This is a genomic window from Halosolutus sp. YCN4, assembly GCF_059736495.1.
The window spans coordinates 1230077-1244711 of sequence record NZ_JCASSM010000001.1; the positions used below are offsets into that span (position 1 = coordinate 1230077).

Genomic DNA, 14635 nt, shown 5'->3' on the forward strand with positions numbered 1-14635 from the left:
GTTCGTGCCACGCTCGCGCGGTGAGTCCGGGTCCGGGAGGTCGGTGAACCGGTGTCGATCCACGTCGACCTCGACCTCGTCGCGCTCGTCGCGGCCGTCGTCGGACTCGGCGTCGGCGCACAGTTTCTCGCCGCGAAGTACCGCGTCCCAAGCGTGCTGTTTCTCATCGCGGCGGGCGTCACGGTCGGCCCCGAGGGACTCGGGGTCATCACTACCGACACCTTCGGGGCGGCGCTCTCGACCATCGTCGGCGTGAGCGTCGCCATCATCGTGTTCGAGGGGTCGTTCCGACTCGACTTCGAGACCGTCAGGGGCGCGCCGCGGGCGGTCTGGTGGTTGATAACCGTCGGTGCGGCCACGACGTTCGTCGGGACCGCCCTGACCGTTCGACTCCTGCTCGGGCCCAGCTGGGACGTTTCGCTTCTCGTCGCCGCGCTCCTCGTCGCGACCGGTCCGACGGTGATCACGCCGATCCTCGCGGTCGTCCCCGTCCGCGAGGCGGTCGCGACGACCCTCGAGACGGAGGGGATCGTCAACGACGTCACCGCCGCGATCCTCGCGATCGTCCTCTTCAAGGCGATGACGGCCAGCGAACTCGCGCCGCGGGGATACGTCGTCCTCTTCGCGGAACGCCTCGGGATGGGGATCGCGACCGGCCTCGTGATCGCGGCCGTCGTCTGGGTGCTCCTCACGCGGGTCGACCTCCCGGAAGAAGCGTCGCCGCAGACGGCACGGCTCCTGACGCTGGCCGCCGCAATCGTCGCGTTCGCCATCGCGGATTCGGTGTTCTCGGAAGCCGGCATCGCGGCCGCCGCCACCGCGGGATTCGTGCTCGGGAACCTCGATCTCCCCCACCGGGAGAGTATCCTGCAATTCAAACGGGACGTGACCCTGATCGTCCTCTCGTTCGTGTTCATCGCGCTCGCGGCGCTGCTCGAGTTCGCGGAACTGGTCGCGCTCGGCGTCGCCGGCCTCGCGGTCGTCGCCGTGTTGACGATCGTCCTCCGCCCGCTGGTCGTCTTCGCCTCTACGGCCGGCGGCGGATTCTCGAACCGCGAACGGCTGTTCCTCAGTTTCGTCGGACCCCGTGGCATCATCCCCGCGTCGGTCGCGACCCTGTTCGCCATCCGTCTCCGGACGGATCCACCCCCGACGGATCCGGCCGGCGCGGACGTTCTGCTCGGCACGGTCTTTCTCGTCATCCTCGTCACGGTCGTCGTCGAGGCGGGCTTCGCGGGACAGATCGCGGCCGCGCTCGGCGTGGCTCGATCGGACGATCGAGAGTGACCCGCCGCCACCCATCAGCCGAAATGGTGCGTTATAAGAGTCTCTAGACGGAACCTCCGGTATGGCCATCAAACCGGCATACGTCAAGAAGACCGGGAACCTCCTCCTGGAGCGGTACCCGGACGCGTTCACGACCGACTTCGAGCAGAACAAAGACAGCGTCGAGAAACTCACCAACGTCGAGTCCAAGGGCGTTCGAAACCGGATCGCGGGCTACGTTACGCGGAAGAAAGGCGTCGAAGCGACGGCGTAAGTCGGAAATTTTCGGCTCCGGATCGAGGCTCGCCAGCGCCAGCTAGCTGCGGAGATCGAGACTGCGCGGTTACGGAAGAAGCAGGAATCGAGCGCGTTACGGGTCGGTACCGGAGCCGCGCTACTTGTCGAAGCCGGGCTCCATGTAGACCGCCGCGACCCAGGCGACGACGGCGATGCCGGCACAGACCGTCGCGCCGACGGTCCCCGTCAGTAGCGACAGTTGCGGCCCGGCGAACAGGAGGTTCCCTCCCTGGAACCCGGCCCAGAAGAACGCGAGCGCGAGCAGAATCGACACGGCGGTGAGGATCGTCGCCCCGATGTTGAACGGCGTCGCGAACAGGTCGAGGTCGTTCGAGTCCGCGGCCGATCCCGTATCCGTCATCGGGACCACCCCGTGCGATCGGTGGTCGGTTGCTCGACGGTGCCTGTCGCCTCGCGCGCGGCCGACCCGGGCCGGGCCAGCCCGACGTCCGCGAATCGGTCCTGCTGGTGGTACATCGATCGATACCAACCGCTCCGGTTTCTTAATAGCTTCTATGCGACGACACCGCGGGCGCGGCCGACCGATCGAACCTGTCAGCCGATCGTGAACGGGGTGCGAGACCGAAACCCAAACCGTTTTGCGGACACGCACCCGAGGGACGGAAAATGGCAGTACGAGTAGGCGTACTCGGTGCAACCGGTGCCGTCGGACAGCGATTGATTCAGCTTCTCGATCCCCATCCGGAGTTCGAGATCGCTGCCCTGACCGCGAGCGAGTCGAGCGCCGGCAAGACGTATCGGCAAGCGGCCAAGTGGCGCGTCGACAGCCCGATCCCCGCAGACGTCGCGGAGATGACCGTCTCCGCGACCGATCCCGACGAGGTCCCCGACGACGTCGACCTGCTGTTCTCGTCGCTCCCCTCGAGCGTCGGCGCGAACGTCGAACCGGCGTTCTGTGAAGCGGGCTACGTCATGTCGTCGAACTCCTCGAACGCGCGCATGGCCGACGACGTCCCCCTCGTGATTCCGGAGGTCAACGCCGAACACATCGATCTGCTCGAGGTTCAGCGCGACGAGCGCGGCTGGGACGGTGCGATGGTCAAGAACCCCAACTGCTCGACGATCACCTTCGTCCCCACCCTCGCGGCCCTCGCGGAGTACGGCCTCGAGAAGGTCCACGTCGCGACCCTGCAGGCCGTCTCCGGTGCCGGCTACGACGGCGTCACCTCGATGGAGATCATCGACAACGCCCTCCCCCACATCGGCGGCGAGGAGGACAAACTCGAGACCGAGTCGCGGAAACTGCTCGGCGAGTTCGACGGCGCCTCGCTGAGCCACGACAGCGTCGAGGTCGCCGCCTCCTGTAACCGCATCCCGACGATCGACGGCCACCTCGAGAACGTCTGGGTCGAGACCGAAGACGACCTCACGACCGACGAGGCCGCCGACGCGATGCGGGAGTACCCGTCGCTCGACCTTCCCTCCTCGCCCGATCCGCTCATCCACGTCTTCGACGAACCCGATCGGCCCCAGCCCCGGATGGACCGCACGCTCGGCGACGGCATGGCGATCGCCGCCGGCGGCCTGCGAGAGTCCACGTTCGGCCTCCAGTACAACTGCCTCGCCCACAACACGATCCGCGGCGCTGCGGGTGCGAGCGTGCTGAACGGCGAACTCCTGCTGGAGAACGGCTACCTCTAGCGCGGAGCGGACCCTGTACGATTTGGCAGCGGGCCCATATACCGTCCGTTCCAACGGCGGGTAATGATCCCACTCGTCTCCGACCCCGAATCCCTCTCGACCCCGTCTCTCCCGTCGTCCGACGAAACGGACGCGTCGTTCGACGCGCTCGCGGATCCGCGCCGCCGGGCCGTCCTCCGCGCGCTCGAGGGTACCGATCGACGGATCTCGCTCGACGAACTCGCGGATCGCGTGACGCTCGCCGAACGATCGGACGAGCGCGGCCCGATCGCCGAGTGGGGCGACGCGCTCCTTGGGTCCCGGCGGCGCGTTCTCGTCTCGCTCCGGCACGTCCACGTGCCGAAACTCGCGGACGTCGGGGCGGTCGACTTCGACGCCGACGCGAATACCGTCGCCCTGTGCGACCCGGGCGCCGAACTGCTCGCCCGACTGGACCCGATCGAGGGAACCGGTGACGACACGTCCCGGTCGGAGCGCGTCACCGGGGACCCCGTCCGGTAGGCCGACGCGTTCGACGGCAGCCGTCGGATCGATCACGCGACGACCCGCGGTCGATCCGTCGGTCTCCCCACGCCGCTCGTGGAGGCCAGAACCGGTCGCATTCAAGCAGCGCACTTATTCGAGCCCGGATCGTCACAACAGGTGATCGACACGGTACTGACTCTTCGTCCGACCCGGGCTACACTGGGGAATCGACCCGCCCGGACCACGACGGATCGAGTTCCCATGTCCAACGACAACCAGCCGACCAGCGGTACAGAATCGCAATCCGAACCCGTCGATTCCGACCCGGCAGACGACGAGTCGATCGGCCCGGAATCCCTCGAACGATCGCGGGCCGATCGACTGGCCGACCTGTTCGACGGGACGGACTCGCTGGCGATCGTCTGTCACGACAACCCGGACCCGGATTGCCTCGCGAGCGCGCTGGCGCTGAAACGCGTCGCCGAGTACGCCAGCGTCTGGGACGTCGAGTTCTTCTACGGCGGCGAAGTGACCCACCCGCAGAACCGGGTGTTCGTGAACCTGCTCGACATCGACCTCCAGTACTGTAGCGACGCGGTCGCGGACTACGATCGCATCGCGCTCGTCGACTGCTCGATCCCGGGCCGAAACAACAGCCTCGATCCCGGAACCGACGTCGACATCGTGATCGACCACCATCCCGGCGACGAACCGCCGGCGAAATTCGTCGACGTGCGCGAGGAGTACAGTAGCACGACGACGATCATCGTCGAATACCACCGGGCGCTCGACCTGCCGCTCGACGCCGAACTCGCGACGGCGTTGCTGTTCGCCATTCGCCGCGAGACCCTCGACTTCCTCCGGAACGTCACCGAAAAGGAGTACGAGGCGGCGCTGTACCTCCACCCGTTCGTCGACCTCAACCTCCTCAAGGAGATGAACGACCCGCCGCTCTCGGAGATCACCGTCGACGCGATCGCCAACGCCATCCAGACCCGGACCGTCCAGTCCGCGTACCTCGTCGCCACCGTCGGCCGGAGCACCGAACGGGACACGCTCCCGCAGGCGGCCGACTACCTGCTGAACCTCGAGGGCGTCCAGACGGTCCTCGTCTTCGGCATCACCGGCAACGAGATCCACGCCAGCGCCCGCTCGACGGACTCGCGGGTCGACCTCGCCAACCTCCTCGAGGAGGTGTTCGGCGACGTCGGCTCCGCCGGCGGTCACGAGGACATGGCGGCCGCACAGATCCCGCTCGGCCTCTTCGCCGACGTCTCCGAGGAGGGCGACGACCTCATCGAGATCGCCGCGAGAATCATCGAGCGGCGCTTCTTCCGGGCGGCGGGCTACGAGGACAAGGACATCCCGAAGCGAAGCGAGTGACGGGGCCGGGCGGTCGAACCGGATAGTCGACCGATCGAACCGGAAACGGTAGCTACGGCAGCACCTGGTTCTCGAGGTCTGCGTCCGGTCCGTCCTCCGCGAACCGCCGCGCGTTCGTGGCGACGATGTCGGCCAGTCGATCGTAGTACTTCGGCGTGTGGCCGGCGTTGTGGGGCGTAATCTGGACGTTCCCGAAGTTCCACAGCGGGTGCTCTTCGGGGAGCGGTTCGGGATCGGTCACGTCGAGCGATGCGCCGCGGATCCAGTTCGAGCGGAGCGCGTCGACGAGCGCGTCCGTCTCGACGACCGGGCCGCGGGCGATGTTGACGAGGACGGCGTTCGGATCGAGCGTCTGGAAGGCGGCCCGATCGACCAGCCCGCGGGTCGTCTCCGTGAGCGGGCAGGCGAGCACGAGGTAGTCGGTCCGGGCGAGCGCTGCGTGGAACGCCTCCTCGTCGAACCCGATCACGTCGTCCGTCGGTCCGTCTTTCTCTGGCGAGTAGCGCACGCCGATCGTGTCCACCCCGAACGGGTCGAGGCGATCGCAGACGGCCCGTCCGATCGCGCCGAGGCCGACGATCGTGACGGTCGACCCCTGCAACTCGTGGGCCCTGTAGTGGCGCCACTCCCGGCGGCGCTGGCGGCGCTCGGCAACGTGGAACCGGCGGGTGAAGTGAAGGATCGCCCCCAGGACGTGTTCCCCGATGTTCGGCCCGTGGACGCCCGACGCGTTGGTGACCGCGACGCCGCGATCCGCGAGGCCGTCGAGCGGGAGGTGGCCCGTCCCCGCGTACGCACACGCGAAGACGTCCAGGTTTTCGGCGGCCGCGAGCAGGTCCTCGTCGAGGGTCATCCCGGTGACGAACGACGCGGTCTCGATCGCCTCGCGTTCCTCGGTCGGGGTGCGCGCGAGGCCGACGGACAGGTCAGGGAGGCGATCGCGCAACGCCTCCGCGTACTGTTCGACCGGCGTCCCGTGAGTCCCCTTCCGGAGGACGAGGACGTCTGCACTGCCCGGATCGATCGATTCGTCGCGTTCGCTCTCGTCGGCGGCCATGTTCGTGCTCTCGCACGGTGCGATCAAAAGCGTTCGTCCCGCGGCGACGATCGACGACACCCGCGGAGACGCTCGGGCCGTTGAGACAATTTAATAATGGCTCGTTGAGTCTCCACGGCGTATGGAACGCGTTGACGTCGCGATCGTCGGTGGCGGTCCCGCCGGGTCCTCCGCGGCCGAACGGGCCGCGGCACACGGCGCCGAGACGGTCCTGTTCGAGCAGGGCGTCCCCCGGGAGGACCGGGACGGACTCGGCCCCGACTCGACCGACGCCGCCGGCATGCTCGATTACTGGATCGACATCATGGGCTTCGACTACCGGGAGATCCCCGACGAGGTCGTCCACCAGGAACTCGAGGCGACGGAGTTCATCGGGCCGAACAGCGCCGTCCAAATGACCACCACGGGAATGGAGGCCAGCTATCCGAAGTTCGGCTACACCTTCCACCGCGCTCGGATGGACGACTGGCTCCACGAGCGCGCCGAAGATGCTGGCGCCGACCTGCGGGTCGGGACGGGCGTCAAGTCCCTCGAGACCGACCTCCGATCGTCGAACCTGAAGGGGCCGACCCACACGCTGACGCTCTCGAACGGCGAGCAACTCGAAGCGCAGTACGTCGTCCTCGCCGACGGCCCACAGCGTCGGATCACGCTGGAGGCCCTCGACCAGTTCACCGGGCCCGGCCGGAGCGTCTCCGATCACCTCTCGCCGCCGGAGGCCAACCACATCGCCTACCAGGAGTACCGCGAGTTCCCGCCCGAACTGTTCGCGGAGTTCGAGGATCGGCTCAAGTTTTGGTGGGGGTACATGCCCGGCGAGACCGCCTACCCGTGGATTTTCCCCAACGACGGCACCGTCGCCCGCGTCGGCCTGACGATGCCGATCGGGATGGAACTCTCCGACGTCGACGACCCCGGCGGATACAAGCTCCTCCGGCCGAGCGACGATCGGCTCCCCTCGGGATCGGAGTACATCCGCCGCCTGCTCGAACAGGAGTACGGCGACGAGTACGACGTCGAGGAAGACATCCCGATCGTCGAGGACCGCGGCAAGTCGAAGGGGACCGAGACGTATCCGATCTCGTCGACCCGGCCGATCGACTCGCCCGTCGGCGCGAACATCGCCGTCGCTGGCGGCGCGATGGGCACCACGTCGGCGTTCCACGAGGGCGGTTACCACGTCGCCGTCCGGTCGGGCAAGATCGCCGGCCGACTCGCCGCGACGGACTCGCTCGAAAACTACAACGACGTCTGGAAGCACGCGATCGGCGACGAGATCCTGCGCAACGTCGCGTTCGCCGACATCGTCGCTGACTACGGCCCCGACGACTGGGACCGGGTGTTCGACGTCATCTCCGACATGCAGGGCGGCAGCAGCGAGAACGTCCTGCTCGACAAGCGCTACTCCGCGGGGATCGGGGCCGCGAAGATCCTCGCGACGTACAAGAAGAAGAAGTACCAGTACCGCAACGGCGCGTACGTCCAGCTTTCCGAAGACGAGTACTTCTACTGAGCGGCGACGGCGAGCACCGTCGTTCCCGATGACGTGATTGTCTCGCTCTCGTCACGTTCTCCGCGCGAGCGACGACGTTTTTTCGGCGGTGACGTGGTAGCTGCGGTATGAACGGTCGTTCCGACAGCGGCCCCGATCGCGATCCGACCACGCGACCGGACGGCTCCGGCCACGGCCGGGCCCGCGATCGATCGGGTTCGTATCCAGCCGATTCGGGGCCCGACACCGGCGATTCGGGAGGCGACCACGGTGGACCTGCTGGCCCCGGGTCCGACCCCGGTGACCACGGCCACGACGACCACGACGATCACGAGCACGAACACCGGAGTCGATGGCCGCTCGTCACCGGAATCGGTGCCGCCGGTCTCTACGGGGGCGTCGCGATCGCCCTCCTCGGTGCGGCTACTGCGGTCTTCCCGCCGGCGATCGGCGTCGGCCTCGCCGTCCTCGGGACGATCGTTCTGCTGGCCGGCGTCGCCGGCTGGGTCGACGAGACGTTTCTCGCACCCGCCCGCGAGGCCGCGGGTGGCCCGGCGCACGAACCGGAGGGCACGGCGGGCAAGCCCCGCGAATCGTACGTCTCGACGACGGCGCTCTTTCTCGCGACCGACGTCTCGACGTTCGGCGCGCTGTTCGTCTACTACTTTTTCGTCCGGGTCGGCGCGTGGCCACCGCAGGAGGTACCGACGCTCCTGAGTTCGCTCGTGGCGATCAACACGCTGATCCTGCTCACGAGTAGCGTCACCTTCCACTACGCTCACGAGGCGCTGGGCGAGGGCCACCGCCGGCGCTTTCTCGGCCTCCTCGGGACGACCCTGCTTCTCGGCGTCGTCTTCCTGGCCGGCCAGGCCTACGAGTACTACGAGTTCGTCACCCACGAGGGGTTTACGCTCGCGGACGGGGTCTTCGCCAGCGCGTTCTACGGGCTGACCGGCCTGCACGGACTCCACGTCACGCTGGGCGTCGGCGGACTGGCCGTCCTCTGCTGGCGCGGACTGCGGGGCCACTACGGGCCCGATCGGGACACGTCGGTCGCGACCGTCGGCCTGTACTGGCACTTCGTCGACGCTGTCTGGCTGTTTCTCGTGGCTGTGGTCTACCTCGGGGCCGCACTCTAGGCGGTCAGAACGTGATGTCGCCGTCGAGAACGCGGATATCCTCGTCCTCGCAGTGACAGAGGTCGGTCTGTCCGAGCGGCTGTATCGATCCGTCCGGCCAGATCTGGACGATCCCGATCGCGCCGCAGTTGGCGCATCTCGCCGCAGAACGTTTCTTCGTTCCGTTTTCGTCCACGCGAATCACTCCGATGGAGTCGGTCTACGACGGTCAGTGATGAAAAACCCTCCGTCGTCTGCAGCCCCGCGAGGACGACCCCGAATTATTCGACGGGGTCGATATCGACGACGCGCCGATCGGACTCCTCGCCGGGGTCCTGGCGCTCGCCCTCTGGCTGGTCGAACGCGAGCGTGCGACCCCTCAGCGGCGGCGATCCCGTTGCATCCGTTCCTCGAAGCCCGCCAGTTTCCGGTAGATCGGCGGAGTCAACACGCCGACGATCCCGACGAGGATCGCGACGCTGCCGATCGGGAACAGCAGCGGCTGAGCCTCGAGACAGGAGTTCAGCGACGCGAGTTGCACGTAGTAGCGCTCGCCGTCGACCGCGACGATCACGCCGTCGAGCAGGGCCTCCTCGTTTTCCAGCCGATCGCCGTCGACCGTGGCCTCGTCGAGCGGGCTGTCGATCGCCTCCCGGACGGCCCGCTGTTCGGCGTCCGAGAGGTTCTCGTAGGGGACGGTCTCGACGGTCCCGGCGGGGCGTTCGTCCTCGCCGAGCGCTCGGACCTCGACGTCGGGATCGCCACAGAGCCCGAAGGTATCCTGCACGACGACGTAGCCGCCGACGATCGCGAGGGGGATCCCGGCGGCGATCAGGAGGACGCCGAGGAACGGGGCGACGTAGGTGAGGACGCGCGATTCGCCGGGTTCGGTCGGCTCCCCCGTGACCTGTCCCTCGTCACTGCTCATACTCCTGGTCCTCCGCCGGTGACGAGAGCCTCCCGCCGAGGGACGCGATCGTCCCGGCGAGGCCGAGTCCGTAGATCCAGTGGGCGAGCAACACGAAGACGAGGTAGGCGACGAGTTCGAGACCGGTCTGGTCGGTGTAGAACCCGATCGCGAACCCCGAAGCGATGACGGTCGCGTACCACAGCCCCGTCACGAGGGTGAGTTCGCCGGGTAGGTACTCCCCGAGGGCGAGAAAGAGCAGGGGCCAGGTCGTCATCCCGCCCCCGAGGAAGATGGCGTAGCCGAGGCCGGGGTTCGCGGGCAGGCCGACGAGCGTCGCGAGACCGGCGAAGGCCTCGAGGTCGAACGCGCCGAGGACGACGGCGACGGCGAGCACCCCCGACATGAGTATCGTGCCGACGAAGCCGCCGATCGCGGCCGTACCGGCGTCGCTCACGACCGTCTGTGCGACCGGCTTGATGCGGCCGTACAACGAGGGCGGGCGCTCCTCTTGCGCCGGAACGTACGATCGGCGGACCGACTCCGGTTCGGCGGGCGGAATCCCGCGCTCGCGCTCGAGTCTCTCTTCGAACCACTGCCACTCGGGGGTGAACTGATTGGTCGCCTTGAGATTCCACGGATCGGCCGACTCGACCGGATCACCGTGGAAGTACGACCAGAGCATGTTGTAGAGCCACAGCAGGACGCTGAGTCCGATGAGGTAGGATCCGACCGTGGCGACGATCTGTAATCCGTTGAACGACGGGGGGTACGTCGCGTACCGGCGGGGCAGTTCGAGGTAGCCGATGATCATCAGCGTCCCGAACGTGAGCGCGGCACCGGCGACGAGCAGGGTCGACTGGAAGAGCGCGAGCCGCCGATCGTACAGCCGCCCGGTGATGATCGGGTACCAGTAGTAGCTGGCGGCGAACATCATGAGGGGGATGATCCCCATCAGGATGAGGTGGAAGTGGCCGACGACGTAGTAGGTGTCGTGATAGACGACGTCGACCGGGATCACCGCGAGAAAGATGCCGGTGATGCCGCCGTAGATGAACATCGCGATGCCGCCGACACAGAGGATGAGCGGCGACGCCAGTTTGACGTTCCCGTTCCAGATGGTGGTGATCCAGTTGAAGATCTTGATCGCGCTCGGCACCGCGATCGCGATCGACGTCGCCATGAAACTCGCCCGAATGCGGGGATCGATCCCGGTCGTGAACATGTGGTGGGCCCAGACGCCGAACGAGAGGACGCCGATCGCGATCGTCGAGTAGACGATGAACTTGAAGCCGAACAGCTTCCGCCCGACGAACTTCGGGAGGATGAGGCTCATCAGCCCCGTCGCGGGCAGGAAGATGATGTACACCTCGGGATGGCCCCAGAACCAGAACAGGTGCTGCCAGAGGATCGGCCCGCCGCCGTCGGTCGCGAAGAACGTCGTCCCGAAGTTCCGGTCGAACAGCAACATCAGCAGTGCGGTCCCCAGGAGCGGAAAGGCGAAGATGACGATCGCGCTCGTGACGAGCATGTTCCACGAGAAGATGTCGAGGTTGGCCCACCCGATCGACTGATCACGCTCGTAGACGATCGTCGTGACGAAGTTGATCGCGGCGATCGTGGTCGCGATGCCACTCAGGTGGAGTCCCAGCAACAGGAAGTTGATCTGGGGATCAGGCGTCGTCGTCGACAGCGGCGGGTACAGGGTCCAGCCGATCGCCGGTTCGCGGAGGGCGAACAGCACCGAGATCCAGCCCTCGGGAACGACCAGCGCGAGGGTCTTCCCGGTCACCTCGGCGACGATTCCCAGCCGCGAGAGCAAGAGGGCGGGCGGGAGCATCCAGAACCCCACGGCGTTCAAGCGGGGAAACGCCATGTCGTCGGCCCCGATCAACAGCGGCAGAAAGTAGTTGCCGATGCCGAAAAAGACCGGCGCGACGAAGAAGATCAGCATCGTCAGCCCGTGCATCGTGAACAGTTCGTTGTACGTCTGCTCCGTCCAGATGTCCGCTCCGGGCGTCAGCAGGTGCGTTCGGAGCATCATCGCGTCGACCCCGCCCCAGATCGCCGCGACGGTCCCGAGTGCGATGTAGAGCAACCCGATTTCGCGGTGGTTCGTCGTCGTCGTCCACCTGATCGCGGCGGCCTTCGCCGCCCCCCAGGTCAGTCCTTCCCGACCGATCGTCGCGTACCCGCCGTCGGGAGATGGCTCCGCCTGGAGCCGCTTGGCTACGAGGACCGTACACAGGCAGCCGAGGACGATCGCGGCGAACAGCGCGACCTCGACGATCGCCCGGTCCATCGTCAGTTCAGCCCTCCGGCCGGATGCGGACCTGTCTGTGCTCGTCGCAACCCGCCGCCCTCGTTCATAACCGTGGCCTCACCATCGACGCCAATAAGCCCAATTGACGCTGGACTGAGAGTCACCGTCGCTGATCACTGTCCTCGGTCCGATCGATCAACGCTCGTGAGAGTACACCGCTCGATGAAGACCGTATATGGGGATCGTCGTGGAAGCCCCGCCAATGAATCGTCGGGTCACCGTCGCCGCTGCAGTACTCGGGTCACTGTGTGCCCTGACCGGGAGGGTCGCGGCACAGTCGGAAAACCGCGACCTCATCGAGGGACTCGAGTTCCAGTTGCTCTACGTCGCGTTGCCCCTCTCGCTGTTCGTCCTGATGATCCTCGTCTACGCGACCGTCAAGTTCCACGACAACGACGACCCACAGCCAACCGCGGAGGATCCCGCGCTCGAGATCACCTGGACCGCCGCGACGGCGATCATCCTGCTGTTCGTCGGCATCGCCGGCTACAGCGTCCTGGTCAGTCCGTACGTCTCCCCGTCCCAGGCGACCGACGTCGCCGGCGGCGAACAGGGCGCGGTCGAGTCGATCGACGACCTCCCCGAAACCGACGACGAGGAACTGGTCGTCCGGGCCTACCAGTGGGGCTGGGAGGTGACCTACCCCGAGCACGACGTGACGACCGAGGACGAGATCGTCATTCCCGCCGACGAGGACGTGACGATCTGGCTGACCAGTGACGACGTCGTCCACTCGCTGTTCGTCTCGGACCTGGGCGTCAAACAGGACGCCTTCCCCCAGGAGTACACCCGCCTCCGGACCAACGTCTACGAGACCGGCCAGTACGACGCCGACTGCACCGAGTTCTGCGGTGCCGGCCACTCGCGGATGGACGCGGACGTGATCGTCGTCGAACCCGACGCGTACGACTCGTGGCTCGAGGACAACGAGGATAGGCAGGCGACGGCACCCGACGGATGAGCGCGACCGACGGTGATTGGAACACTTAACCGTCCCGACGGTCTAGTTCGAGTGCGTGTCCCAAGTCCCCGTCCGAGCGAACCCATACGGGTGCGATGACAGCACGGCGAACCCGGGCACGTGACACTCGTACGGTGGGTTACCCCACCACGAGACGGGACGACCCGTCTCCTCAGGCGTTCCCGACGGAACGTCACTCGGGGACTGCATACGAGGTCCCCCGCCCGGCACGAGGGTTAGCCAGCCGACGCGGCACGCCGCCACGGGATGAGGCTGGACGTTAGTGTCCCGGGCGACAGTTTCGATCACGACTCTCGGACAGCGACTGCTCTCGAGTCGTCCGGGACCACACTATAGCGATACCGCCGAATATACTCGGTAGACGTCCCACCTCTCGAGAACCGGGTTCGCCCTTCATCCTTCACGGCGCGACACGTTCGGTTGACGACAATGTCCACCTTCGATTACGACCGACGATCTGTACTGAAACTGTCCGGTGCGACGATCGCAACTGCACTCGCCGCCGGTTGTCTCGGCGACGACGAAACCGGACGGAGCGACGACACCGAGAACGGTGGCGGAAGCGACGGTCCCTACGAGATCGAACCGGGCGACCGGATCACGTTCCGGGGTGAGGTCGGCGGCTGGATCGGTCTCGAACCCGCAGCGATCGAAGACGTAACCAATCCGACGCTCGTCCTCGAGGCGGATGCCGACTACGAGATCGGCTGGACCGAAGGCGACGGCACGCCCCACAACTTCCTGCTGTGGGACGAGAACGAGGACGTCGTCGAAGACTACGAGACCGAACAGGTCGCCGAACCCGACGACGACCAGATCCACGAGATCACCGCCACCGACGAGATGGCCTACTACCGGTGTGAGCCACACCAGAACATGCAAGGTGAAATTCAGGTCGAGTAGTGATCCCGATCGAGTCCTCCTGCACGTGATTCCCCGTCCCTCTCGCGGTCGCCGCGTTCCGAGCTTTTCTCGCTAATCCGCCCTGACACGCACACCGATCCAATCGCCGACGCTCCGCTATTGCTCCTCGCCTCCCGACCCCTGTAACGGCTCGCTGTAGAGGAACGACTCGTCGGACTCGTCGATCACGACGGCATCGTCGAACACGTACGCCCGTTCGACGGCCGCCCAGAGGTCGTCGAACCCCTCGGCGGCCACGACGTCGCCGCTTCGATCGTCGTACTCGATCACGCCATGGGACTCGAGCTTGGGCAACTGATTGTGCAGCAACGAGACGAGAACGGTCTCCCGATCGGCTTCGCAAACGTCCATTACCGGTTCGTCGTTCTCCCAGGCTGTTACCTGCAGGGCGAGTCCGTCGACGTTCGCCCGATCGTTATCGAGCAGGTAATACAAGATATACCGACGCTGTGACGCTGCCAGGAGCCCGTAAATAGTATCCAGACTCGATGGGTCAGCCATATCGTCGTGGTACCGTTCACATTCGTGTAAGCCTCTCTCCAAACTACTTTGGTACTAGATTCTATTGTACCGATATTGATGCGGCAGTGGAGGCAAGCACGCCGTGCTGTCGCAATACATGCAAAAAGCCCCACACAGCTGTCGCTGTGTGAGGCTCGGAGTAACGTATGAGTGGTGGCGGCGAATCGAGTTTCCCAGAGGGTCTCCCACTCCAGTACTCACCGAAACGCAGGCGGGCTTATCTTCCGTGTTCGGGAT

15 protein-coding genes and 1 rRNA gene are annotated in these 14635 nt (G+C 66.2%); 9 read left to right on the forward strand and 7 right to left on the reverse strand.

Features of this window, described 5'->3' with window-relative positions; translation table 11 throughout:
• Positions 1–51: 51 nt before the first annotated feature.
• Together AC6I6X_RS06120 and AC6I6X_RS06125 are read left to right on the forward strand one after the other, a co-directional pair.
• Complete coding sequence (locus AC6I6X_RS06120) at positions 52–1287, forward strand: cation:proton antiporter (RefSeq protein WP_497929608.1); 1236 nt, start codon at positions 52–54, stop codon at positions 1285–1287.
• A gap of 61 nt (positions 1288–1348) precedes the next feature.
• Complete coding sequence (locus tag AC6I6X_RS06125; RefSeq protein ID WP_250141373.1) at positions 1349–1540, forward strand: 30S ribosomal protein S17e; 192 nt, start codon at positions 1349–1351, stop codon at positions 1538–1540.
• A gap of 120 nt (positions 1541–1660) precedes the next feature.
• On the opposite strand, the gene AC6I6X_RS06130 is transcribed toward AC6I6X_RS06125, so the two are convergent.
• On the reverse strand, positions 1661–1924 hold the full coding sequence (locus AC6I6X_RS06130; RefSeq protein ID WP_497929609.1) for a hypothetical protein: 264 nt from the start codon (positions 1922–1924) through the stop codon (positions 1661–1663).
• Positions 1925–2190: 266 nt separating this feature from the next.
• Here AC6I6X_RS06130 and asd point away from each other — a divergent pair, with 266 nt between their 5' ends.
• From asd to AC6I6X_RS06145, 3 genes are all read left to right on the forward strand, one after another.
• Positions 2191–3225, forward strand: a complete 1035-nt coding sequence (gene asd / locus AC6I6X_RS06135; RefSeq protein ID WP_497929610.1) for an aspartate-semialdehyde dehydrogenase — start codon at positions 2191–2193, stop codon at positions 3223–3225.
• A gap of 63 nt (positions 3226–3288) precedes the next feature.
• Entirely contained in the window at positions 3289–3726 is a 438-nt protein-coding gene (locus AC6I6X_RS06140) for a DUF7344 domain-containing protein (protein ID WP_497929611.1), read from the forward strand.
• A 225-nt stretch (positions 3727–3951) separates the two neighbouring features.
• Positions 3952–5073: a DHH family phosphoesterase gene (locus tag AC6I6X_RS06145; RefSeq protein ID WP_497929612.1), complete on the forward strand. Its 1122-nt coding sequence runs from the start codon at positions 3952–3954 to the stop codon at positions 5071–5073.
• A 52-nt stretch (positions 5074–5125) separates the two neighbouring features.
• Here the strand turns inward: AC6I6X_RS06145 and AC6I6X_RS06150 are convergent, their stop codons facing one another.
• Entirely contained in the window at positions 5126–6130 is a 1005-nt protein-coding gene (locus AC6I6X_RS06150) for a D-2-hydroxyacid dehydrogenase (protein WP_497929613.1), read from the reverse strand.
• 121 nt (positions 6131–6251) lie between these two features.
• On the opposite strand from AC6I6X_RS06150, the gene AC6I6X_RS06155 reads away from it, so the two are divergent.
• Together AC6I6X_RS06155 and AC6I6X_RS06160 are read left to right on the forward strand one after the other, a co-directional pair.
• Positions 6252–7643: an NAD(P)/FAD-dependent oxidoreductase gene (locus AC6I6X_RS06155; protein ID WP_497929614.1), complete on the forward strand. Its 1392-nt coding sequence runs from the start codon at positions 6252–6254 to the stop codon at positions 7641–7643.
• Between the two features lie 107 nt (positions 7644–7750).
• Entirely contained in the window at positions 7751–8761 is a 1011-nt protein-coding gene (locus AC6I6X_RS06160; RefSeq protein WP_497929615.1) for a cytochrome c oxidase subunit 3, read from the forward strand.
• Positions 8762–8765: 4 nt separating this feature from the next.
• Here the strand turns inward: AC6I6X_RS06160 and AC6I6X_RS06165 are convergent, their stop codons facing one another.
• From AC6I6X_RS06165 to AC6I6X_RS06175, 3 genes are all read right to left on the reverse strand, one after another.
• Positions 8766–8945, reverse strand: coding sequence for a hypothetical protein (locus AC6I6X_RS06165; RefSeq protein ID WP_497929616.1), 180 nt, complete (start codon positions 8943–8945; stop codon positions 8766–8768).
• Positions 8946–9119: 174 nt separating this feature from the next.
• Positions 9120–9668 (reverse strand): DUF7979 domain-containing protein, encoded by a 549-nt coding sequence (locus tag AC6I6X_RS06170; RefSeq protein WP_497929617.1) that lies wholly within the window; start codon positions 9666–9668, stop codon positions 9120–9122.
• On the reverse strand, positions 9658–11949 hold the full coding sequence (locus AC6I6X_RS06175) for a DUF6789 family protein (RefSeq protein WP_497929618.1): 2292 nt from the start codon (positions 11947–11949) through the stop codon (positions 9658–9660). The genes AC6I6X_RS06170 and AC6I6X_RS06175 overlap by 11 nt, the downstream gene beginning before the upstream one ends.
• A gap of 223 nt (positions 11950–12172) precedes the next feature.
• On the opposite strand from AC6I6X_RS06175, the gene coxB reads away from it, so the two are divergent.
• Complete coding sequence (gene coxB / locus AC6I6X_RS06180; protein WP_497929619.1) at positions 12173–12931, forward strand: cytochrome c oxidase subunit II; 759 nt, start codon at positions 12173–12175, stop codon at positions 12929–12931.
• A 450-nt stretch (positions 12932–13381) separates the two neighbouring features.
• Entirely contained in the window at positions 13382–13855 is a 474-nt protein-coding gene (locus tag AC6I6X_RS06185; protein WP_497929620.1) for a plastocyanin/azurin family copper-binding protein, read from the forward strand.
• A 117-nt stretch (positions 13856–13972) separates the two neighbouring features.
• Here AC6I6X_RS06185 and AC6I6X_RS06190 read toward each other — a convergent pair whose 3' ends face one another.
• Positions 13973–14377 (reverse strand): DUF7344 domain-containing protein, encoded by a 405-nt coding sequence (locus tag AC6I6X_RS06190; protein WP_497929621.1) that lies wholly within the window; start codon positions 14375–14377, stop codon positions 13973–13975.
• Positions 14378–14549: 172 nt separating this feature from the next.
• Positions 14550–14635: ribosomal RNA gene (gene rrf / locus AC6I6X_RS06195) — 5S ribosomal RNA — on the reverse strand; the annotation flags it as partial.

What these genes read in the sequence shown, in the direction of transcription:
- AC6I6X_RS06125 (WP_250141373.1), top strand. Translation starts at nt 1,349, where the DNA reads ATGGCCATCAAACCGGCATACGTCAAGAAGACCGGGAACCTCCTCCTG.
- AC6I6X_RS06130 (WP_497929609.1), bottom strand. Translation starts at nt 1,924, where the DNA reads ATGACGGATACGGGATCGGCCGCGGACTCGAACGACCTCGACCTGTTC.
- asd (WP_497929610.1), top strand. Translation starts at nt 2,191, where the DNA reads ATGGCAGTACGAGTAGGCGTACTCGGTGCAACCGGTGCCGTCGGACAG.
- AC6I6X_RS06140 (WP_497929611.1), top strand. Translation starts at nt 3,289, where the DNA reads ATGATCCCACTCGTCTCCGACCCCGAATCCCTCTCGACCCCGTCTCTC.
- AC6I6X_RS06145 (WP_497929612.1), top strand. Translation starts at nt 3,952, where the DNA reads ATGTCCAACGACAACCAGCCGACCAGCGGTACAGAATCGCAATCCGAA.
- AC6I6X_RS06150 (WP_497929613.1), bottom strand. Translation starts at nt 6,130, where the DNA reads ATGGCCGCCGACGAGAGCGAACGCGACGAATCGATCGATCCGGGCAGT.
- AC6I6X_RS06155 (WP_497929614.1), top strand. Translation starts at nt 6,252, where the DNA reads ATGGAACGCGTTGACGTCGCGATCGTCGGTGGCGGTCCCGCCGGGTCC.
- AC6I6X_RS06160 (WP_497929615.1), top strand. Translation starts at nt 7,751, where the DNA reads ATGAACGGTCGTTCCGACAGCGGCCCCGATCGCGATCCGACCACGCGA.
- AC6I6X_RS06170 (WP_497929617.1), bottom strand. Translation starts at nt 9,668, where the DNA reads ATGAGCAGTGACGAGGGACAGGTCACGGGGGAGCCGACCGAACCCGGC.
- AC6I6X_RS06175 (WP_497929618.1), bottom strand. Translation starts at nt 11,949, where the DNA reads ATGGACCGGGCGATCGTCGAGGTCGCGCTGTTCGCCGCGATCGTCCTC.
- coxB (WP_497929619.1), top strand. Translation starts at nt 12,173, where the DNA reads ATGAATCGTCGGGTCACCGTCGCCGCTGCAGTACTCGGGTCACTGTGT.
- AC6I6X_RS06185 (WP_497929620.1), top strand. Translation starts at nt 13,382, where the DNA reads ATGTCCACCTTCGATTACGACCGACGATCTGTACTGAAACTGTCCGGT.
- AC6I6X_RS06190 (WP_497929621.1), bottom strand. Translation starts at nt 14,377, where the DNA reads ATGGCTGACCCATCGAGTCTGGATACTATTTACGGGCTCCTGGCAGCG.